The sequence below is a fragment of the Pseudomonas sp. LBUM1659 genome, assembly GCF_059716045.1.
The window spans coordinates 3,747,227-3,768,967 of sequence record NZ_CP166797.1 but is presented as its reverse complement, the minus strand read 5'-3'; the positions used below and the strand labels follow the sequence as shown (position 1 = coordinate 3,768,967).

General features: G+C 57.0%; 18 protein-coding genes and 5 pseudogenes. 5 read left to right on the top strand and 18 right to left on the bottom strand.

The features are described from left to right. Complete coding sequence (locus ACA048_RS17065) at nt 1-1,089, top strand: polyamine ABC transporter substrate-binding protein (protein ID WP_497625474.1); 1,089 nt, start codon at nt 1-3, stop codon at nt 1,087-1,089. 39 nt (nt 1,090-1,128) lie between these two features. On the opposite strand, the gene msrA is transcribed toward ACA048_RS17065, so the two are convergent. From msrA to ACA048_RS17020, 9 genes are all read right to left on the bottom strand, one after another. Further along, nucleotides 1,129-1,638: a peptide-methionine (S)-S-oxide reductase MsrA gene (msrA, locus tag ACA048_RS17060; protein ID WP_497625473.1), complete on the bottom strand. Its 510-nt coding sequence runs from the start codon at nt 1,636-1,638 to the stop codon at nt 1,129-1,131. Nucleotides 1,639-1,643: 5 nt separating this feature from the next. Further along, complete coding sequence (locus tag ACA048_RS17055) at nt 1,644-2,105, bottom strand: MarR family winged helix-turn-helix transcriptional regulator (protein ID WP_497625472.1); 462 nt, start codon at nt 2,103-2,105, stop codon at nt 1,644-1,646. Between the two features lie 144 nt (nt 2,106-2,249). Further along, nucleotides 2,250-2,702, bottom strand: coding sequence for an Ohr family peroxiredoxin (locus tag ACA048_RS17050; protein ID WP_497625471.1), 453 nt, complete (start codon nt 2,700-2,702; stop codon nt 2,250-2,252). A gap of 106 nt (nt 2,703-2,808) precedes the next feature. Next, nucleotides 2,809-3,261: an Ohr family peroxiredoxin gene (locus ACA048_RS17045; protein ID WP_497625470.1), complete on the bottom strand. Its 453-nt coding sequence runs from the start codon at nt 3,259-3,261 to the stop codon at nt 2,809-2,811. A 501-nt stretch (nt 3,262-3,762) separates the two neighbouring features. Continuing rightward, nucleotides 3,763-4,182 carry an organic hydroperoxide resistance protein gene (locus ACA048_RS17040; protein ID WP_497625469.1) on the bottom strand — a complete coding sequence of 140 codons (420 nt, stop codon included), beginning with the start codon at nt 4,180-4,182 and terminating at the stop codon, nt 3,763-3,765. Nucleotides 4,183-4,532: 350 nt separating this feature from the next. After that, nucleotides 4,533-4,862, bottom strand: a complete 330-nt coding sequence (locus tag ACA048_RS17035) for a hypothetical protein (RefSeq protein ID WP_497625468.1) — start codon at nt 4,860-4,862, stop codon at nt 4,533-4,535. Nucleotides 4,863-5,381: 519 nt separating this feature from the next. After that, complete coding sequence (locus ACA048_RS17030) at nt 5,382-5,885, bottom strand: GNAT family N-acetyltransferase (protein ID WP_497625467.1); 504 nt, start codon at nt 5,883-5,885, stop codon at nt 5,382-5,384. A 51-nt stretch (nt 5,886-5,936) separates the two neighbouring features. Continuing rightward, nucleotides 5,937-6,566, bottom strand: coding sequence for a glutathione S-transferase family protein (locus ACA048_RS17025; protein ID WP_497625466.1), 630 nt, complete (start codon nt 6,564-6,566; stop codon nt 5,937-5,939). A 78-nt stretch (nt 6,567-6,644) separates the two neighbouring features. After that, nucleotides 6,645-8,594 (bottom strand): DNA topoisomerase III, encoded by a 1,950-nt coding sequence (locus ACA048_RS17020; protein ID WP_497625465.1) that lies wholly within the window; start codon nt 8,592-8,594, stop codon nt 6,645-6,647. 281 nt (nt 8,595-8,875) lie between these two features. On the opposite strand from ACA048_RS17020, the gene ACA048_RS17015 reads away from it, so the two are divergent. Further along, nucleotides 8,876-9,244, top strand: a complete 369-nt coding sequence (locus tag ACA048_RS17015; protein WP_497625464.1) for a DUF427 domain-containing protein — start codon at nt 8,876-8,878, stop codon at nt 9,242-9,244. A 51-nt stretch (nt 9,245-9,295) separates the two neighbouring features. Here ACA048_RS17015 and ACA048_RS17010 read toward each other — a convergent pair whose 3' ends face one another. Together ACA048_RS17010 and ACA048_RS17005 are read right to left on the bottom strand one after the other, a co-directional pair. Further along, nucleotides 9,296-10,918: an MFS transporter gene (locus tag ACA048_RS17010; protein ID WP_497625463.1), complete on the bottom strand. Its 1,623-nt coding sequence runs from the start codon at nt 10,916-10,918 to the stop codon at nt 9,296-9,298. Nucleotides 10,919-11,147: 229 nt separating this feature from the next. After that, a pseudogene (locus ACA048_RS17005) lies at nt 11,148-12,740 on the bottom strand (GMC family oxidoreductase); the annotation flags it as partial. A 121-nt stretch (nt 12,741-12,861) separates the two neighbouring features. On the opposite strand from ACA048_RS17005, the gene ACA048_RS17000 reads away from it, so the two are divergent. Beyond that, nucleotides 12,862-13,752, top strand: coding sequence for a LysR family transcriptional regulator (locus ACA048_RS17000; protein ID WP_497625462.1), 891 nt, complete (start codon nt 12,862-12,864; stop codon nt 13,750-13,752). Between the two features lie 30 nt (nt 13,753-13,782). On the opposite strand, the gene ACA048_RS16995 is transcribed toward ACA048_RS17000, so the two are convergent. Then, nucleotides 13,783-14,187 (bottom strand): carbohydrate-binding module family 20 domain-containing protein, encoded by a 405-nt coding sequence (locus tag ACA048_RS16995; RefSeq protein WP_497625461.1) that lies wholly within the window; start codon nt 14,185-14,187, stop codon nt 13,783-13,785. A gap of 227 nt (nt 14,188-14,414) precedes the next feature. Here ACA048_RS16995 and ACA048_RS16990 point away from each other — a divergent pair. Next, nucleotides 14,415-14,630 (top strand): annotated as a pseudogene (locus tag ACA048_RS16990) (DUF4287 domain-containing protein). A 578-nt stretch (nt 14,631-15,208) separates the two neighbouring features. Further along, nucleotides 15,209-15,545, top strand: a pseudogene (locus ACA048_RS16985) (DUF6124 family protein). 53 nt (nt 15,546-15,598) lie between these two features. Here the strand turns inward: ACA048_RS16985 and ACA048_RS16980 are convergent. The 6 genes and pseudogenes from ACA048_RS16980 to ACA048_RS16955 form a co-directional block, all read right to left on the bottom strand. Beyond that, nucleotides 15,599-15,750, bottom strand: a pseudogene (locus tag ACA048_RS16980) (Mut7-C RNAse domain-containing protein); the annotation flags it as partial. A gap of 400 nt (nt 15,751-16,150) precedes the next feature. Continuing rightward, a complete protein-coding gene (locus ACA048_RS16975) occupies nt 16,151-17,590 on the bottom strand; it encodes an IS1182 family transposase (protein WP_497625460.1) in 1,440 nt (479 codons plus the stop codon). 235 nt (nt 17,591-17,825) lie between these two features. Then, entirely contained in the window at nt 17,826-18,497 is a 672-nt protein-coding gene (locus ACA048_RS16970; protein ID WP_497625459.1) for a tetratricopeptide repeat protein, read from the bottom strand. A 390-nt stretch (nt 18,498-18,887) separates the two neighbouring features. Next, nucleotides 18,888-19,449: pseudogene (locus tag ACA048_RS16965) on the bottom strand (hypothetical protein). A 207-nt stretch (nt 19,450-19,656) separates the two neighbouring features. Further along, nucleotides 19,657-21,075 carry a sensor histidine kinase gene (locus ACA048_RS16960; RefSeq protein ID WP_497625458.1) on the bottom strand — a complete coding sequence of 473 codons (1,419 nt, stop codon included), beginning with the start codon at nt 21,073-21,075 and terminating at the stop codon, nt 19,657-19,659. Then, the gene (locus ACA048_RS16955; RefSeq protein ID WP_497625457.1) at nt 21,072-21,734 is read right to left on the bottom strand and encodes a response regulator; all 663 of its coding nucleotides are present in this window, start codon (nt 21,732-21,734) and stop codon (nt 21,072-21,074) included. Before ACA048_RS16955 ends, ACA048_RS16960 begins: the two co-directional genes overlap by 4 nt. Nucleotides 21,735-21,741 lie beyond the last annotated feature (7 nt).

Here is a 21,741-nt window from a genome sequence, read left to right as displayed (position 1 = left end):
ATGCGCGTTAACACTCTGTCCCTGATGGTCATGCTCACGACGTTTTCGGCAGCCACGTTTGCTGACGAACAAGTCAATATCTCCAACTGGAACGGCTACATCGCCGACGACACCCTGGTCAACTTCACCAAGGAAACCGGGATCAAGGCCACTTACGATATTCACGACAGCAACGAAGTGCTGGAGTCCAAGTTGATGACCGGTAACACCGGTTATGACGTGGTCAGCCCGTCGAACCATTTCCTCTCTCGATTGATCAAGGCCGGGGCGATTCAGAAACTCGACAAAAGTCAGCTGCCCAACTGGAAGAACCTTGACCCTGCATTGATGAAAAAACTCGAGGTCAATGACCCCGGCAACCAGTACGGCTATCCGTACATGTGGGGCACTGCCGGCATTGGTTACAACGTCGAGAAAATCAAAGCGATCTTCGGCAACACCGACGTCACCCGTTCCTGGAACCTGTTTTTTGATGAAAACAACATCAAGAAGTTGAGTGCGTGCGGGGTGGCGATTATCGATAACCCGACACAGATCCTGCCGATCACACTCAATTACCTCGGTCTGCCGCCTCACAGTCACGACCCGGCTGATTACAAGAAAGCCGAGCAGGCGCTACTCAAGATCAGGCCTTACGTGCAGTATTTTCATGCCTCCAAGTACATCAGCGACCTGGCGAACGGCAATGTCTGCGCGGTGATCGGTTTCAACGGCGATGTGGTGCAGGCCGCTGCCAGCGCCAAGGAAGCCAACAACGGCATCAACATCGCCTATTCGATTCCTGACGAAGGCTCGACGCTGTGGTTCGACATGGTGGTCATGCCCAAGAGCGCACCCCACGAGAAGAACGGCTACACCTACATGAACTACCTGCTGACGCCGCAAGTGATTGCCAACATCAGTAACAGCATTCATTACGCCAATCCCAACAGTGCCGCGGATGAGTACGTGGTGCCCGCCGTGAAGCAGGACCTGGCGATTTACCCACCAAACAGTGTGCTGGATAAACTGTTCACCGTAGAGGAGCTGCCCGCTGCCATCGCACGGCTGAGTACCCGGTTGTGGACCAAGTTGAAGACCAATACTTGATGAACGTTGGGTCCCGTTGCCGGGACCCAAGGCATTACTTCAGAGCGCGCGTTTCGGCAGTTTCCAGTTCGGCCGAATAAAGTGACAGGTGTAACCGTCAGGCACTTTTTCGAGGTAGTCCTGATGCTCCGGCTCTGCCTGCCAGAACGGGCCGGCGGGGACGATTTCTGTCACGGCCTTGCCAGGCCACAGACCGGATGCATCCACATCGGCCGCAGTGTCCTCGGCGACATCGCGCTGTTCTTCGTTGAAATAGAAGATCGCCGAGCGATAGCTGGCGCCAATGTCGTTACCCTGACGATTGGCGGTCGAAGGGTCGTGAATCTGGAAGAAGAACTCCAGGATCTGGCGATAGCTGATCACCGCCGGATTGAAGACGATCTCGATGGCTTCCGCATGAGTGCCATGGTTGCGGTAAGTGGCGTTGGGCACATCACCGCCCGAGTAACCGACCCGGGTAGACAGCACGCCGGGGATTCGTCTGATCAAATCTTGCATGCCCCAGAAGCAGCCACCGGCCAGGATCGCGGTTTCGGTTTGCGTGGTCATAAAACTCACTCCTCAGTATTCATCGATTTGATCAGGTTGTTTCGCAGCTTCACGATTGCTTTCTGCATCTGCGTGAACTCGTCCGCCGTCAGGCCTGTTGCGCCGGCGAGGCCCGTTTCCGGGCGACCTTCGCGCAAAGCTTTACCTTCTTTGGTCAGGTTGATGCGCACCTGACGCTCGTCCTCGGGATCGCGCTGGCGTTGCAGGTAGCCCATTGTTTCGAGCTTTTTCAGGATCGGCGTGAGCGTGTTCGACTCAAGAAACAGCTTTTCACCCAGGCTGCCGACGGTCTGATTATCTTCCTCCCACAACGCCACGATGGTGATGTATTGCGTGTAGGTCAGGCCGAGTTTTTCCAGAATCGGCTTGTAAGCCTTGCCGAAGGCGAGGTTGGTTGAATAAACCGCAAAACACAGAAAGTCAGAGAGCTTGTGGCTCGCGGGTGCCGCTGGGTCGGTGGGTTTCATCGGTGGCCTCATTCGTCAAAGACTGCTGTCGCGCAAGGCAGAAATATACCTCGTGTGCGATGGTGTCGTAAGAGCGATAAGTTCAAAGTTGATCAGCGGCAGGTGGCGGGTTCGGCGAACTGCTCGAACCCGCCGCGCCGGGCATCACGCTGTGAGCACGTTCAAGTCCACGTCGATGTTGCCTCGCGTTGCTTTCGAGTACGGGCAGATTTGGTCGGCGGTGTGGGCCAGCGTTCTCGCGATGTCGTCCGCCAGGCCGGGCACGCGCAGGGTCAAACGCGCCTGAAGGAAGTAATCCTGACCGGTCTGACCGACATCGACTTCGATGTCGACGGACAAATCCGCCGGCAGCACCACGTTCATGTCATTGGCCACCAGCCCGACGGCGGCGGTGTAGCAGGCCGACCAGGCACCGGCGAACAGTTGCTCGGCGGTCGGGTGCGGCTGGGTCGCGGCGAACACGTGCGCAGGCGTGGCGTTGCCGGGCGACGAGAGCGCGATATCAAGGCTGCCGTTATGGCCGCGCGAAGTGTGGCCGGTGCTGCTGGCTGTGGTGTGGGTTTTGCCAGTGGCCAGTACTTTTTCAATCTTGCTCATGATGATTCCCTAAGCGCTCGGTGATCTGTGTTTCGCATGCGCTTACATCGTATGCGATATATATGGGGTTTTTAGAAGCCAATGACTGGCTCGGTTACACGGTTCTTCAGGCCGTGATGACGTTCAAGGCCACGTCGATGTTGCCGCGTGTCGCTTTCGAGTACGGGCAGATCTGGTCAGCGTCGTGTGCCAGTTTTGTCGCGACCTCGTGCGACAGGCCAGGTGCGCGCAGCGTCAATCGAGCCTGGAGGAAGTAGGCCTCACCGGTCTGGCCCAGGTCGACTTCGATGTCCACGGCCACATCAGAGGGCAGTTCGACGTTCATTTGCTTGGCGGCGAGGCCAACGGCGGCGATGTAGCAGGCCGACCAGGCACCGGCGAACAATTGCTCGGCTTTTGGGTGTGGCTGGGTGGCTTCGAATACATGCGCAGGAGCCGCGCTGCCAGGTGAAGAGAGCTGAATGTCGACGGTGCCGTTATGGCCGCGCGACGTGACGCCAGCGGCGCTCATTTTGGTGTGGGTCTTGCCGGAGGCCAGGACTTTTTCGATCTTGCTCATGGGATGAATCCTCAATGTTGCAGTAGGTTTGACTTTTTTATCGAATGCGTTTGTATCGCATGCGATGGAATAATATTCCCGCAGACCCCTATCGGTGTCAAGTGGGAGCAGGGCGTCTTCGCGACGAGTGGTCAAAAACGAAAAAGCCCGCTTAACGCGGGCTTCGGATTTCGAGTAGGTGGCCAGTGCTGGTATCTGGCTTACAAGGTTTATCAGGACTCTGACAGAACAGTGTTATGTACTTCTGCTTCACACGGCGTAAGGGCTGGATCTCAGCGCGGAGATCTTTCTAACCGTGTACCCTTCGGGACGTGCCCCACGTCTCCTTGCTATCCGCTTGCGCATCAGTCTGCGTCTTCACCTACACCTTGAGAATAGCAAAGCGAGCGCGGTGTAAACCGTGTTTTTTAGACCGATTTGATCCTGGCCAAAAAGTCTCAGGACGGAAAAATACTATCGGTACAGCCTGCCCCTGAAGACAGGCTGTCACTAGGGGCCGGATCAAATCAGATTGATCTCGACATCAATGTTGCCGCGGGTCGCCTTGGAGTACGGGCAGGTTTGATGGGCGGCATCCACGACTGCGCGGGCGACCACCGGATCAAGGCCCGGAAGGCTGACATTGAGGCGTGCCTGGAGGAAAAAAGCGTTGTCAGTCTTGCCCAGGTCGATTTCGGTATTCACGGCAACGTCGCTCGGCAGAGTCACCTTCAACGCAACCGCTGCTTTGCCCATTGCGCCGATAAAGCAGGCCGACCAACCCGCCGCCAGTAGCTGTTCCGGATTGGTGCCGCTGCCAGATGAGCCGGGTGGGGACAGGTTGATGTCCAGACGCCCATCCGAACTTTTCGACTGACCGTCACGGCCGCCGGTGGTGTTGGTTTTTCCGGTGTACAGCACAGTATCGATTTGATTGATCATGGCAGGTTCCTGCTAAGGGTAGGGGCTTCATCATTCAAGTCGCAGGTTTTTGGGAAACCCTTGCGATGAAGCCCACTTTTGCACCCTCATGTCGTGCGTATGTGTCTTGAACCGGCCGTTGTGTAACGCTGTGTAAGATCCGCGCCGAACATACAGATCGATACAAATTTGCGCGTCGTCAACGCATCTGATAGCGAGAGGGGGAAGTGATTGATGAAGTGGAACGAAGTCAATCAAGCAAACGAACGATTACCGGGAAAGCGAGTTCTTTTTCATGAAGATCAAGAACGTCTTTCCCGGTAATCCGTGAAGTGCTTTTTTATGAGTGAGTCAGGTTTGACGTCACGTCATTAGTAGAACCGATCAATCACCCGAACGTCGTTCTGGTTCTGCAACGATGCCCACGCCTGCTTCAGCGTTTGCAGAACATTACCGATGAAGTCCTTGTCGGCTGCGGCTTTCTTGCCGACATAGCCCTGGCCGCGACGGTACATCTTCAGTCGGGCGAGCAAGTTCTGGTTGTTCTGGTCGAACTCCGCTTCATGAGCGTGAGGCGACAGGCAGTCGATATGAACCTGGCCCGATTTGCTGATCCACAGAATGTGGCTGTCGAGGCTGTCTTTTTGCGCCGCGAACATACGAGCCAGTTCATCGATAGTAGGTTGATTGTTCAGATTCATAATATGCCCCTTGACCATTTGGTAATTTTTTTAAGTTGAGTCGCTAATACAAGTAGCCCATCGGTTAGTTGATCCCTGGCACCGAAACCAGGACGTCAGCGGTCGGCCGTCGAATTCAACGGGGTCCCGCATCTGTTGCATGTAGTCGTGTTGAATAACTGCTACGCGTTAGCGTCACAACGAAGAGAAGCAGCGAATACCTGGAGGCCACTGCCGACTTTTGAGGGTCGGGCACAAGCTTCTTGAGGATTGATCGCCAGCGCTTCTCGTCCTTGTACTGGACGTTCGGGCCAGGTCAGCTTCTTCAATCTGCCTTGTGGGCAGCGTGTATCCGGGAAAAACAGCTCGGCGGTCAGACGAGCTTGCTCAAACATGTTGCGGTACTCCCGATCGGGGAGATGTCTGCATCATGCAAGGGCAAATCGGAGGCGTCAACCGTTATGTAGTGATTATTTTCAGTCACTACATATTGTCGGACAAAACGGATTGGAATGAAAAACGAAAGCCTGGACGCGTCCGTCAGGGCGACGGCGGCGGGCAGTGGAAGCGGTAGAAGGTGCAGGGATAACCGTCTACTGGCCGCTGATGCAGGGTGAATAGGCCGCCTGCGAGATCAGGTATAGCTTTGGCCCAGAACCGCCGTGCAGGCGAGTTCGCATCAATGTGGAAAATCTGCCATTGACCGGGGAATTGGCTCAAGAGGGTAGAAACGACAAACTTCGCCACACCTTGGCCACGGAAGCGCCGAGTGACAAAAAAGTAGCCGATGTTGAACTCGGCCCCCTCGATATGGGTGTCATCATCCACGCTCGCGAAACCGGCCAGCTCACCGTCCACCCTGATCAGAAATGGCCGGGTCGCAGGGTTACGCCAGTACTCCGGTTTGGGCTGGATACTGAAAAAACCATGTTCACCCAATTTCAGTGGCAGCCATTCACTGAAGTCGTACACGTAGAACTGCATCAGGTTTTCGAGGGTGTCGAGGTCGTCGCGCTGTGCGGCGTGCAGTTCTATCGAAGGCATTTAGTGGCGCTCCAGATTGCGCAGGGCCGTGCGCGGCCCTGTCAGGATCACTCAGTGCGGCGCGAAGTCGTATTTGCCGCCTTTCTGCAATGCGGCGATGTAAGCCGGGCGCGCCTGGAAGCGATCGATCCAGGCCGCTACATGAGGGTAGTTGCCCAGCTTGCCCTGGGCCCTGGCGATCTCGCCAATGAAGCTCATCTGGATGTCGGCGGCGCTGAACTTATCACCGAGCAGATAATCGGACTGGCTCAGTGCGGTGTCGAGGTAGCCAAGGTAATTGGCCAATTCCGAGTTGATGCGTGGATGCAGCGGTGCACCGGCTTCACCCAGACGTCCGACATACAGGTTCAACATCAGCGGCAACATGGCCGAGCCTTCGGCGAAGTGCAGCCACTGGATGTATTCATCGTAGGCGGGTGTGGACGGATCGGGTTGCAGGCGACCCTGGCCATGTCGGCGAATCAAGTAGTCGATGATCGCCGCAGACTCGATCAGCGTCTGCGTACCGTCTTCAATGACCGGAGATTTCCCAAGCGCATTGATCGCTTTCAGTTCCGGCGGCGCGAGATTGGTTTTTGGGTCGCGCTGATACTGTTTCAGCTCGTAAGGAATAGACAACTCTTCCAGCAGCCAGAGAATGCGTTGGGAACGGGAGTTGTTCAGGTGATGCACGATAATCATGAGCGATGCCTTTTCAGAAAGGAGGGCGGTCGACGGACTTGAAGAACACTAGACCATCACGATCTGTTCGAAGTGCCATCAAGCCTTGCTTGCCGGTTTGGTGGCGCGTTTGCTGCCCGTCGAGGGTTTACGTTTCGCTGTCTTGCGTTTGTTTTTCCACGGCGCGGCACCACCCCCGGCAGGACTGGCCGGCCCGCTGATGGTCAGGCTCAGACCGGCGCAACGCGCGACTTGCTTGCTCATCCACGCCGCCTGTTTGGTGACGAATTCTTCCAGGCTCATTTCGCCGCTCTGCACCATGTCCAATGCCTGTTCCCAGATCGCGGTGGTGCCGGGGTCGGCAATCGCGCGCGGCACCGCATCGATCAGGCTGAAGGCCGCCGGGGTGGCGGCCAGGGTTTTGCCGTTCTTGATCAGATAACCACGGTCGAGCAAGCCCTGGATGATCGAGGCGCGTGTCGCCTCGGTGCCGATCCCGGTGGTGTCTTTGAGCTTCTGTTTGAGCAGCGGATCTTCCACCAGTTTGGCCACGTTCTTCATGGCCTTGATCAGGTCGCCTTCGGTGAACGGTTTGGGTGGCTGCGTCCAGAGGTCCTTGAGCTTCACGTCGGCCACCGCGCAATCGAGCCCTTCGGCTAATGCCGGCAGGGTTTGTGGCGCGTGCGCCTCGCGGCCTTTGGCGGGGGCGAGGGCTTCCGGCAGGGCACGTTTCCAGCCGGGCTCGACGATTTGCTTGCCGACGGCGCGCAAGGCTTCACCGGCACAGTTGAAGTCGGCCTGGGTGCGGTCGTATTCATGATTGGGCAGGAACTGCGCCAGATAACGGGCGCGGATCAGCGTGTAGACCGCCCGCTGTTTACCCACCAGCCGATCCAGATTTTTCGCCGCCGCCGTCGGGATGATGCCGTGGTGAGCCGTGACCTTGGCATCGTTCCATGCCCGAGAGCGCCGTTGTGGTTCCAGGTGATCGTTCAGCGCGTTCAGGGACGGATCGGCCTGGCGCAGTGCGGCGAGAATGCCTGGCGCTTCGCTGTGCTGACTCAACGGCAGAAAACCGCAATCGCTGCGCGGGTAGGTGATGACCTTGTGGGTTTCGTAGAGCGCCTGGGCGATATCGAGGGTTTCCTGGGCGCCGAGCCCGAGCTTTTTCGAGCAGACTTCCTGCAAGGTGCCGAGATCGAACGGCAAAGGTGCCACTTCACGCATTCGCTCGGTGCGCAGCTTGATCACGCGTGCACTCGCAGCGTTGCCAATCGCCTGAGCCGCGTCTTGCGCGAGGGACTGATTCAGGCAGCGATCCTGATCATCGCAAGCATCGGATGCCGCGCGCCACTGCGCCGTGAACGCCGTGCCGTCATGCAGCAGCTGCACGTCGATGGCCCAGTAGGCCACGGGGACGAAATCGGCAATGCTGCGATCACGGTCCACCACCAGCCGCAATGTTGGTGTCTGCACCCGACCGACCGGCAACACGCCCTGGTAACCGGACTGACGCCCCAGCAGCGTAAACAACCGGCTCATGTTCATCCCGATCAGCCAGTCAGCCCGGGAGCGACCCAACGCCGAATGATAAAGGCTGAAGGTTTCGGCCCCCGGCTTGAGCGCGGCCAGTGCCTTGCGGATTGACGCATCGTCCAGCGCTGACAGCCACAGCCGGCGGATCGGCCCGCGATAGCGGCAGTGCTCGACCAGTTCGCGGGCGATCATCTCGCCTTCACGGTCGGCGTCGGTGGCGATTACTAGCTCATCGGCCTCGCCGAGCAAGCGTTTGACGGCTTTGTACTGACTGGCCGTGCGCGGCTTGACGGTCATCTTCCATTTCTCGGGAATGATCGGCAGGTCCGCCAGTACCCAGCGTTTGTAGCGCGCGTCGTAGGCGTCCGGTGGGGCGGTTTCGAGCAAATGGCCGATGCACCAGGTCACCGTGACGTCTGTTCCCAGCCAGCAGCCATCGCCCCGACGCTTGGCGCCGAGCACCGCCGCAATGTCTTTGGCCTGGGAAGGTTTTTCACAGAGGTACAGCCGCATAACCACCATCGTTCTTCAAGTGTGTCAGAGGCGCACAGAATGGCCGGTGATGAGCAATCGATCAATCTTTATCTGTATGGATGTACAGCAAAGCTGTTACGTTTGGTTGCTGCCGCCAAACGGCCCGTTCGGCTGCGAGGCCGTAGTGATGATGGATTTTGGGTTATACCTGACAGATGTGGTCTCAGGAGTTGGGGCCGCTGCGCGACCCATCGCGGGCAGGTCGGATCGCCGCACCGCACGCTCCCACAGGCTCATCACCGTAATGAGGAACGTATTCCATGAAAAGCTCCGCTCCTAGTCCTGTCATTACCATCGCCGAGCAGCCAGGCTGCCTGCTGGTGAAGTTTCATGGCATTCAGGTGGCCGCGTCCGCGCGCGCACTGGTGCTGTTGGAGGCCAATTACCCGCCGGTGTACTACGTGCCGCGAGAGGACATCGACGAAAAGTATTTCGCTCGCACCGATCACACCAGCTATTGCCCCTACAAGGGCGATGCCAGTTATTTCAGCTTGCAAGTCCCGGGGCATGAAAGCGCCAATGCGGTCTGGAGTTACGAAAATCCTAAAATATCCGTCGACCAGATTCGCAAATACGTGGCGTTCTACCCCGATCAGGTGAAATTCGAGTTGCTCGATTCCGAGGTCTGAGGATCGTTTTCTCAACGGTGTGGCGAGGGAGTCCCTCGCCACAAAGGCCCGTCAGTTTTTATCGAGGTCCACGTTCTTCGTCTCACGCAAACAGATCATCCCCACCACAAGGCTCACCGCGGTAATCACCACCGGGTACCAGAGCCCGTAAAAGATGTCGCCGGTGTAGACCACCAACGCAAACGATACGGTCGGCAGGAATCCGCCAAACCAGCCATTGCCGATGTGATAGGGCAGTGACATCGAGGTGTAGCGGATGCGCGTCGGGAACAGCTCGACCATCAACGCCGCCAGCGGGCCGTAGCACATGGCCGAGATGATGATCAGGATCACGATCAGCGCGACGATCATCGGTTTGTTGATTTGCTGCATGTCAGCCTTTGACGGATAGCCGGCGAGGGTCACCGCGCCACGTAGCGCTGCTTCGTCGAAGCCATCAAGCGTCACGTCACCGACACTGACCTGCACGCTGCTGCCAGCGGGCGCGGCTGCACTGGCGTAAGGCAGGCCTTGCTTGACCAGAAAGGTTTTGACCTTGTCGCACGGGCTATCAAATTTCGCCTTGCCCACTGGGTCGAACTGAAACGTGCAAGTCGCCGGGTCGGCCAATACTGTGATCGGCGCCTGACGGCTGGCTTGGTCAATGGCCGGGTTAGCGTAATGCGCCAGGGATTTGAAGATCGGGAAATACAGCGCAGTGGCCAGCAGCAGACCGATCATCAGCACCGGTTTGCGCCCGACCTTGTCCGACAGCCAGCCAAAGAAGATGAAGAACGGCGCGCCGATGATTACGCTGACGATCAGCAGGCCGTTGGCCAAGGCCGGGTCCATCTTCAGGAATTGGGTGAGGAAAAACAGCACGTAAAACTGCGCGGCGTAAAAGGTCACTGCTTGCCCGGCGTTGATGCTGAACAGGGCAATCAGCACAACTTTGAGGTTTTCCCACTTGCCGAAGGAATCGCGCAGCGGCGACTTGCAGAGTTTGCCTTCGGCTTTCATTTTCACGAAGGCCGGCGATTCGTGCAGGCTCAGGCGAATCCAGGTCGAGATGCCCAGCAGAATGATCGAAAACAGAAACGGAATGCGCCAGCCCCAGACTTCGAACTGGTCACCAGTGAAGTAGCGGCAACCGAGCACCACCAGCAGTGACAGCAACAAGCCAAGGGTGGCCGTGGACTGAATCCAGCTGGTGTGGAAACCGCGTTTGCCCATCGGTGCGTGTTCAGCGACATACGTCGCAGCGCCGCCGTATTCACCCCCCAAGGCGAGGCCCTGAAGCATGCGCAGCACCACCAGGATGATCGGCGCGGCAATGCCGATGCTTGCATAGGTCGGCAGCAAGCCGACGCAGAAAGTCGCCAGGCCCATGAGCACGATGGTCGCGAGGAACGTGTATTTACGCCCGATCATGTCCCCCAGGCGTCCGAATACCAGGGCGCCGAAGGGCCTCACCACGAAGCCCGCCGCGAAGGCCATCAGCGCAAAAATGAACGCCGTGGTGTCGTTGACCCCGGCGAAAAACTGTTTGCTGATCACCGCCGCGAGGGCGCCATATAGGAAAAAGTCGTACCACTCGAAGACCGTCCCGAGCGACGAGGCGAAGATGACTTTGCGGGTGTCGTGGCTGATCGTCTCGACCGGCACGGCTTCCAGAGACTGAACCTGTTCTGACATATCGGTATCCCTCACAGTGATTGTTTTTGTTGTTCCACTGGTGTTGCGTGTTCCTTGTAGAGGTAGTGCTCAATGCCGCGAACAAAGTTCAATCCCTGCGGGACTGCAAATCCCCCTGTAGGAGCGGGCTTGCTCGCGAAGAGGCCGTGTCAGTCGACATCATTGTTGAATGACACACCGCTTTCGCGAGCAAGCCCGCTCCCACAGGGGTCGTGTTGGCTGTGGTTTCGAGCATCAGTTGTGCGGCTTTTTCAGCAATCATCAACGTCGGCGAGCAGGTATTGCCCGAGGTAATGCGCGGCATGATTGAGGCATCAGCAACACGCAACCCGGGGATGCCATGGACACGCAACTCGGCATCCACCACCGCATCCGCATCGTTACCCATCCGGCACGTGCCGACCGGATGGAAAATGGTCGTGCCAATCTGCGCAGCGGCTTCGTGCAATTCTTCTTCAGTCTGCAAACGGTCACCGGGCAAATACTCGACCGGTTTGAACGCATGCAACGCCGGCGCGGCAACAATGCGTCGGGTCAGGCGAATGGCATCAGCCGCCACGCGCAAGTCCTCCGGGTGGCTCAAATAGTTGGGCTGAATCAGCGGCGCGTCCTGGGGGTTGGCAGAACTGATGTCTACCCGGCCACGGCTTTGGGGCCGTAGATCGCAGACCGACGCGGTAAAGGCAGGAAAGGGGTGTAACGGCTCACCGAAGCGTTCCAGCGACAACGGTTGCACGTGGTATTCAAGATTCGCCGAGGCCTGTTCCGGTCCTGAGCGGGCAAAGGCCCCCAGTTGACTCGGCGCCATGGACAGCGGGCCGCTGCGGTCATACAGGTAGCGCAAGCCCATGCCCATCTTGCCCCACACGCTGCCGGCGATCTGGTTCAGCGTCCGCGCGTTTTCCAGTTTGTAGATCAGCCGCAGTTGCAGGTGATCCTGCAGATTGCCGCCCACCCCCGGCAGTTCATGCGCCACGCCGATCCCCAGTTTTTGCAGCAGCGGGCGAGGGCCGATCCCGGAGCGCTGGAGGATGCCCGGTGAGCCGACGGAACCGGCACACAGGACGATTTCCTTGCGCGCCTTGAAGGTTATCGCCTGACCTTGCCAGCGTGTAATGACTGCCGATGCGCGGCCGTTGTCCAGCAACACGCGGTCGACTTCGACGTCGGTCAGCACCGTGAGATTGGCGCGGTGGCGGATCGGTTTGAGAAACGCCTTGGCTGCGTTCCAGCGGATCCCGGCCTTTTGATTGACCTGAAAGTAGCCGCAGCCTTCGTTATCGCCCTGGTTGAAATCATCGATGTTGGCGATGCCACTTTGCTTGGCGGCATTGCGAAAGGCGTCGAGAATCGGCCACGACAACCGCTGACGCTCGACCCGCCAGTCGCCGCTGGCGCCGTGAAACTCGGAGTCGCCGGCAAAATGGTTTTCGCTCTTTTTGAACAGCGGCAACACGTCGTTCCAGCTCCAGCCCGGATTGCCGTCAGCGGCCCAGCCATCGTAGTCGCTCGCCTGGCCACGCATGTAGATCATGCCGTTGATCGAAGAACAGCCGCCGAGCACCTTGCCGCGCGGGTAGCTCAGAGTGCGCCCTTGCAGGCCGGGTTGCGCCTGGGTCTTAAAGCACCAGTCGGTACGCGGGTTGCCGATGCAGAACAGGTAACCCACGGGGATGTGAATCCACGCATAGTTATCGCGGCCACCCGCTTCGAGCAGCAGTACCCGGTGTTGCGGGTTGGCCGACAGTCGATTGGCCAGCAAACAACCGGCCGGCCCGGCCCCGACCACGATGTAGTCGAATTCATCAAGGGAAGTCTGCATCCCTGACCTCGTATTGTTGTTCTTGTTGTCAGTCATCCTAGTTGTTAGCTTTCGGCAAAAGAATGTTAGTTTTTGCGCAGCCGCTGTGCGTTTTTAAACAGCCTTGCCTCAAGGACGGATCATGTTCGACTGGAATGACCTGCGGTTTTTTCTCGAGTTGCAGCGCAGCGGGCGTTTGCTCACCGCTGCCCGGCGTTTAAACACTACCCATACCACCGTCGCCCGGCACATCGAGGCCATCGAAAAGAGCCTCGGCACGGCGTTGTTCGTCCAGCATGCCCAAGGTTATGAAATGACCCCGGCCGGCGAAGCGCTGCTCAAACACGCCGAAGCGATGGAAGACGTCGCGTTGCTGGCCCAGGAGGAAATCACCCAATCCACCGCGCCGCTGGGCAAGATTCGTGTCGGCGTGACGGAAGGGCTGGGCATCATGTTCCTCGCCAGCCGCATGAACGGTTTGTTCGAACGCTATCCGGGGCTGGAAGTGGAACTGGTGGCGGTGCCGCGCTTCGTCAGCATCCTCAACCGCGAAGCGGAAATCAGCATCCACCTCGAACGCCCGGCCGCCGACATGCTGGTCACCCGCAAACTCACCGACTACCGCTTGGGGCTCTACGCCAGCCATGCGTATCTCGACCGATCACCGCCATTGCACAGCCGCGAAGACCTCGGTCGTCACGCCTGGATCGGCTACGTCGACGACTTGCTGTTCAGCCAGGAATTGATGTTCCTCAACAGCTTCTGCCGCAACCCGCGAGTGGTGTTCCACAGCACCAGCGTCATCGCCCAACAACAGGCCGCGCGTTCCGGGTTGGGCATCGCCGTGTTGCCGTGCTACATGGCCAGTGCCGATACTGATTTGGTGCCGTTGTTGCCGGATGAAAGCATTGAACGCAGTTACTGGATCAGTACCCGGCGCGAGTTGCACAAGTCGGTGCGGCTACGGGTGGTCTGGGATTATGTGGTGGGGTTGTGTGATCGCGAGCAACACTTACTGCTGGGCGCAACTTGACCGGTGCACGCAATCCGCTTCACTCACGCCTTATAACGTGCCGAAGCTCTTTGTGCGGAAAACCAACATCACCGTGTTGTTGTTACCGGGCTGCCACCTAACGTCTTTCGGGTCGCTCTCTTTGCGCACGATACATTTCCATTCCACAGGAACTTTTTCGTCTGGGAATTGGAAAAGTACCTTGCCGGTCCATGTAGCGTTGTTAGGGGCGGGTTTAGGGTCGAGCTTTACGGCCTTGGCTGGATCCCAATTCCCTATCTCCGCACGGTTGCCAACCACATACACGCTGTAGCCCCAGGTCGTGTTGCCTTTATCGCACTGAAACTCCACTTCGTCTGTTATGGGCGCCCACTGGCCACCTTGTGCATCGTGGAACACCGGCAGCATCGCCAACAAGAGAACGCCGGGCGGCAATAGATAAAGATTGCGGAACATGATGAACGCCTCCATTCACTTCAGTGGGGGCAGCTTAGCCCCGGAGAAATCGAACGTGACCTGTTAGAACTGACAGTTCATTAGAACGCTTCGCGATAGTTTCAATCGTTGCTTATTAACGACGAGCTTGTTTGTACTGGACTGCTCAGCCGTCCTGGCGTTCAATTTTCGGGATGAAGACAAGGAGCGTCCTCCGACACTCCGTCGCGCTAATGGGAGCTTGCAGCATGACCGAAGAGACACAAGTAAAAGGACCCGCGTCGTACTTCCCGTCCATTGAGAAAAAGTATGGGCAACCGATTAGCCACTGGCTGGAGTTGCTCGGAACAGTGAGCGGTAAAAAGCACATGGACATCGTGGCCTGACTGAAAGATGAACACGGTATGGGCCATGGCCACGCCAACGCTTTGGTCGCGCACTATCTAGCCGCCAACAAAAAGTGACCGAGCAGGGAGGCAGGGCATGTTCATGCCCCCAATACCCCCTTGACACAACACAACCCCCTGTGGGAGCGGGCTTGCCCGCGAAGAGGCCATCACATTCAACATGGATGTTGGCTGACACACCGCTTTCGTCGGAACACCGCCCGGAACCGGCTCGCTCCCACATGGATTTCGTTTGACTGACGCAGTGAATAATTCCCCTCTGTTTTGCTGGCACTTAAACAACAAAAATCTTGCCTGTTTAAACGAAGCCTCCTGTCACCACCCAAAGGCTACAACGCCTTGCGCCATCGCCTACGGGTAAGACAGAATCCGCTGGCTTGTGCGTCCAAGTGCCCGCCAGTAACTTGATTCCTGTCACTGCTCATCAGTGATCGGGTCTGCAAGCCCGCCGGAATACCAGTCGCATAGCCCTGTCAAAGGATGTTCGTTCATGTCCGCGAAATGGCGGCTTTGTGCGGGAGATCTTCGGATCTGCCGGGTTCCTGGTTTCCCGGTCTTGCAGACCCGCACATAGCTGCCACCCATCATCTGCAAGTGATGCGGGTAGCTCCTAATGAACAATCAGGAGTTTCGCCATGATCAAACCAACGCCAAACCCACCGGAAACCGATCCGGCATCGCCCTACGAATCCCTCGATTCCAAAAAATTCCACGAAGCGGCCGAACGCGCCCTCGACCATTACCTCAATCCGGCCGCCCAAATCATGGCCAGTACCCAACCCCAAGTACGACACCGAATCCCTGCTGGCCAACGCCAGCGAATCACTGGGCTCGGCCACCACCATGCTCAGTAATTTCGCGGCGTTACTGGAAAATTCACACCGCAAGACCCTGCTGGGGATTACGCAGGTGGTCATGTTGGGGGAATTGGCGGTGAATCAGGCGTTGGATAAGGTTGAGCTGAAAGAGTAAGCATGACCCTCTGTGGCGCGGGATTAGTTCCTCGCCGCAGAGGGAGATGGAGTAAGTACATATGGGCGTGATGCCAAGTCGAGGCGCTCATACAATTCGAGCAGCTGCAGTGACGGTTTCAGGGTATGCACGTAACAGAATGGCTGATGATCCGCTGCTTGAGCAGTTCGCGGTCGCGGGTTAGCACATTGCATCCTGCACTCGCAGGTGATGGACTGCCGCCGGCCGTTCGGCCGGCAGGAAATCGTTGAACTCCTTGTAGAAGCAAAAGGTTGCACTGGTCATGTTGAACCGTATGGCAGGGCTGCAAGAACAGCGCCTTTAGTCCGCACATCTTCTCTGACAGGCCCCAAACTACGAAACATTCGCTGAAAGATTGAGTCAATCTGTAGCATCGACCGGTTGAATTCACAGCTAATTGCGGTCCTTCGCGATAGACAGCATTCGGCCCAGAGTGTGTAAAAACGCATTAGGGCTTTGTCGGCGCGAAGAGCCGACGGCCGTTCGCTGACTGATTTCGCTTAAGGCACCCTAGTTGATCAATATCGCATCGGAGCCCCTCAGTAAGGTTCTACAGCTATTTAGATCCTCCAGAACGAACCTTTTCAGGCCGACAGCGCCTTCATCAAACCATTGGCACCAACGATTTTCATGGCCCGTTTCAAGTTGTAGGCGAGCACGTTCAAGCTCATCTCTGCATTTACCCCTGCCAGCTTTCGCGTCAGGAAATGCGTTGCACCCATCCATTGTTTAAGCGTCCCGAAGGGATGCTCGACCGTTCGTTTACGGATTCGCATCATCTCCGGCGCATTGCGCAGCCTGTCCTGCATTTCTTCCAGTACGGCTTCATGCTCCCAGCGTCGAACCCGTCGAACCCGTCGTTCCGTGCTCGGTGTGCACTGCGACTTCAGCGCGCAGTCCTGGCATTTCGAACTCCAGTAACGGTGCAGCTTCATGCCTTTTTCAACGTTGCTATAGCGCCGGATCAGCGCTTGGCCAGCCGGGCATATGTATTCGTTTTTCGCCGAGTCATAGATGAAGGCATCGTTATTGAAACGCCCGTCGGCCTTGGCTCCAGAGGTCATTGGCTTGGGCCCATAGACGGTGATGTTGGCATCGTGACAAGTCAGGATTTGTTCGCTTTTGAAGTAACCTCGGTCAGCCACTACCGACAGCGTTTCCGATGCCATCGCCTCGCGGGCCTGCTTGGCCATCGAGCTGAGTTGATCGCGGTCGGAACCGACGTTAGTCACCTCATGTGCAACGATCAAATGGTGCTGAGTATCGACTGCCGTCTGCACGTTGTAACCGACGATTCCGGTGCCGCGCGTCATCATGGAACGGGCGTCTGGATCGGTCAGTGAGACCTGTTTATCCGGTGATTCGTTGAGCTGGATTTCAATCGCTTGAAGCTCCTTCATTTGTGTCTTCAGCTTGGCGATTTTCTCTTCCAGTCGCACGGCGTTGGCCTCTGAGACATTTGGTTCTTGCCGATCGGCAGTATCGAGCGCGGCCAAGTAACGGTTGATGCTCGACTCAATGTCCTCCATTCGCCGTTTCAGTTTCGCGCTGGTGAAATTGCGGTCGCGATTGTTGACCGCCTTGAACTTGCTGCCGTCGATGGCGACCAGATTTTCTCCGAACAGCCCCAACTGCTGACAGAGCACAACGAACTGACGGCAGACGCCTCGGATCGCCTTGCTATTGTCTTTTCGGAAGTTGGCGATGGTCTTGAAATCGGAAGTCAAACACCCAGTCAGCCACATCAACTCGACATTACGTTGGGCTTCTCGCTCCAAGCGTCGGCTCGACTGAATGCGGTTGAGATAGCCGTAGATGTAGATCTTCAACAGGACTGCGGGGTGGTAAGCGGGACGGCCTGTGTCAGCCGGAACAGCCCCGTCGAAACCCAAGGAAACCAGGTTGAGTTCATCGACAAATACGTCGACTACGCGCACCGGATTGGTATCGCTGACGTAGTCGTCGAGGCTTTCGGGAAGTAAGGTGCCTTGGCCTCGATGTTCACCTTGGATAAAGCGCTTCATGGGCGATCCCTGCGATGAATTCCTCAGAAATCATAGCAAGGGTTCGCGAATGCGTTTTTACACACTCTGGGCCAAAAGCGGCCGGTGGTACGGCCGTAATGAGATTAGGTAGTGACTACAAAACTAGGGGCGATTCACGTTTAAATCGAAATTTCGCAAAACCGTGGTCTGCCCCATATTGGCGGGCGGTAATTTGCTACCTGCGCCCCCTGTATTCCGGAGGACGCGTTTCAGCCTATTGCGATTCGCCGCCAGCGGTAGTCGTCGTGGTTTTCAAGTATTGATCCAGCGGTATCAGCAGATTTTTGGCTTGGCCTAGCTCATCCGAAAGTGTCTGGGCTGTTGTGATCATGTTGGTGGTTAAACCCCTGGTCGCTGCAATGTTACTTTTGGCGTTGTTTGTGGGCGAGTTGTCCATGGTTGCCGACTGTATAAGCAGAGCTAGGCCGAGATTTTTGTCCACCTTCACGCCATCGCCGCGCATATAGAGCATGCCCAGATTACCGACGGCGAGCGCATCGCCTTGCGCTGCTGCCTTGCGATACCACTGATTGGCCTGCGCAAAGTCCACGGCAGTGCCACGACCGTTTTCATACAGCACACCGAGATTGTATTGCGCGCTGGAGTTGCCTTGCTGCGCAGATTTTTCATACCAACTAATTGCTTGTGTTTCGTCCTTGGCGACCCCGATGCCCTGCTCGTACATTAGAGCCACATTGAACTGGCCATCGGCGTTGCCTGTGTCCGCAACGGTGCTAAATTCCTTAAATGCCAGCGGCAAGTCACCGGCTTGATAGGCCGTAACGCCTTCCTCCAAGCCGGCTTGCGCCGGTCCGCTCAGAAAGCTGAAGATCGTCACGAGCGCTAGGGCTGTGGTGGGGTGAAGTATTCGATTCATCGCTATCATGTGAAAGTCTCTGGTTCGTTGGTGAAGACCGCTGATCTATGATTAACACTTCTAATGACAACCAGAGGCAGTCCACGGTTTAGGCTGTTACGGTTTAATCGTAGTCTATCCCTCGATATTACTGCCCTCACATCTCTTTCGCGAAGCTTCTCCGGTCTTACCAGCCACCTCTCGCTACAGCCCAATGCCAAGCCTTCGCCCCCGCAATTCTGCACGTTGCGACCGGCTGCTTTTGGCCGATTTCTGCCTGTTATCAAGTGCTGCAATCGACCCAAAGCAACCGATCAGCATTGGCCGAAATTCGCTGCTTTTTTGTTCTGTGATGGGTTGCGATCAACACCAGGCGGACTTTAGTGACAACCGTTGATTCAAAAAAACACACGATTGATCCTAGGTTGTAAGTGATATTGCTAAGTCAATTGCATTAATCGGTATATAAATCAAAGTTGCAAACGAATACACCTTGCGTGATTTGGAAGCAAATGCACAGATAGGAAGAACAATCATAATAATGTCGAGCGCGCCCCAAAGCGCTAACGGGGATGCTTGAAATAACAGAGTATTTACGATAAGTCCGACAAAAAGATACGTCGACAGAGATAGAAGTGCATACCGGCCATCCTGCTCGAAGTATATACGTAGACCATTTTGCTCGTCCTCACTTCGGCTTGGAAGCAATAATGCGGCGGAGACAAAAAGCGATAGCGCCAAAAGAACGAGCAATAAAAATTCTAGAAATGAGAATGACGCCTTTACCTCAGGCAGTGCATTGACTGCCCACCAAAAATCCAACTGTGTCGTAAAAAAGCATTACTGCCCAGACAAGAGCAACCCAATCGGGCGCCGCCACGCGACGGATGCGGAATACGGTCAACGCACCAAGAAGGAGGCGGGTGACAGACAGACCCAATATCATCGAGAGTACCGTGGCAACGATAGGGAAGTTGCTCATGACGCCTCCTGCTAACGAATGATAAGGCAAGCGTAGACCCCAAGTAATTAATCGGGAGGGGGTTAAACCGCAGATGCACGACCGGTTGAATCCACAGCCGTTTGCTGCCCTTTGGCACAGGCTGCAACCGGCAAAAAAACAGGCGTTCAGGAGCCCCTGCTCGCTCCCACATGGACTCCGATCAGCTGGAGCAGCGTGGGATTTTACTCAAACGCTCGGCGGAAACTCGCGTGTAATGTGCGGTAAAGAAGCGCGTGGCGGGCTATCAGGAATAGTCAACGTCGCACGCAACCCGCCTTCCGGTCGGTTGACCAGCGTGATGCGTCCGCCTAGCCGAGTAGCGATGGTGTTGACGATGGTCAGCCCCAGTCCCGCGCCCTGAACATTTCCGCGACTGTAAAAACGTTCGAACAACCGCTCGCGATCCGCTTCGTCGATGCCTGGGCCCTGATCCTCGACGCTCAGCCAATAGAACCCGTCGGCCTGACCTAACTGCACAGTGATAACGCCCTGTTCGGGTGAAAAGTTTGCCGCGTTGCTGATCAGATTGTTCAGCGCAATGTTGATGGCCGCAGCATCGGCGACCACTTTATAGGGGCAGTCCTGGACGTCGAAGGCCAACTCAAGGTTTTTACTCAGTATCCAGGGCGTGAGCTGTGCCAGGCTGTCGCGCACGTTTTCGGCCAAATCCATGCTGTGCAACACCGGCTCCATGGCTTTGGGTTCCAGGCGGGCCATGGTCAGCAATTGATTGACCAGTCGGCTGGTGCGGTCGACGCCGGCGATCAGAAACTCCAGCGAGTCACGGCGCTCCTCTTCGGTGCCGGCCTCCAGCAGGTTTTGTGCATGTACGCGCAGCACCGCCAAGGGCGTGCGCATTTCGTGGGCGGCATCAGCGATGAAGCGGCGTTCGCGGCCCAGCACTTCTTGAATCTGCGCAAGCATGCGATTGAGCGCCGCCTGCATCGGTTCCAGTTCACTGGGCAGCGGGGTCAGTTGCAACGGTTCCAGCGAGCCGCTGTGCCGCGCCCTCAAGGTCGTCGCCATGTTTTCCAGTGGTTTGAGGCCCCAGCCGATAGCGATCCAGATCATCGCCGCCAAAATCAAACTGCCCAGGACATTGGGCCATAAGGTATGGCGCACGATCCGATCCACCAGATCCGCACGCACGTCGTCCCGTTCGCCCACCCAAATTTTCAGATCATTTTGTTTATCTTCCAGTAAGAACGCCCGCCAGTGGCGGTTGGTCAGGTCGACCACATCACTGAAGCCCGGGGTCGATGGCGGCGTGCTGAAGGAGGGCGCGCTGGCCGTGTGTACCAGCACTTCGCCGTGGCGATTCCAGACCTGAAAAGCCAGTTTGGTTTCATAAGGATGGCCGTCGCCCTTGGGCACTGCTTCACCCAAGGCTTTATTGAACGCCTGATACAGGTCGGCGTGTTCCTTGTAGGCCATGGGCATGCGCATCACACCCTGCAACAGACGGGCGTTTCGAACCAGTTGGGCATCATAAACTTCGGCGATTTCGTGATTGCTGTCGTACAGATTGAGCAGGCTGATCACTGCCACGCCGACCAGCATCAGGCCAATGATCAGCGTGAGGCTGCGGCGCCGGATCGACGTCATCGACGCTCCTCCACCAGATAACCGACACCGCGAATGGTACGGATCAGGTCGGTGGAGAATTTTTTGCGCAAATGGTGGATGTGCACTTCCAGGGTGTTGCTTTCGGCTTCCTCGTTCCAGCCATAGAGCAACTGCATCAGGTGATCGCGGGTCATGACCCGGCCCGGGGGTGAGAGCAATTCGTGGAGCAACTGATATTCCTTGGGCGTCAGTGCTACCGGCTCGCCTTGATAGCTGACTTGCTGGGTACCGGGGTTCAGGCTGATCCCGGCATGTTCGATCAACATTTGAGCGCGCCCGACGCTTCGCCGCAGCAAGGCTCGCAGGCGAGCCTTGAGTTCAGCCAGGTCAAAGGGCTTGATCAGGTAATCGTCAGCTCCGGCATCCAGCCCGGCAATGCGGTCTTCGGTCGCGTCCCGCGCGGTGAGGATCAGCACGGGCAGGTTGGAACCGCTGTTGCGCAAGCGACGCAGCACTTCAAGCCCGTCCATGCGCGGCAGGCCGAGGTCGAGCACCGCCAGGTCAAACGTTTCGCTCAGCAGCGAGTGCAAGGCGCTGGCGCCATCCTGTAGCCAATCGACGGTGTAACCTTCGCGGCCCAAGGCTTGATGGATGCCCTCGCCAAGGGCAACGTCGTCCTCGATCAGTAATAAGCGCACACGAGCT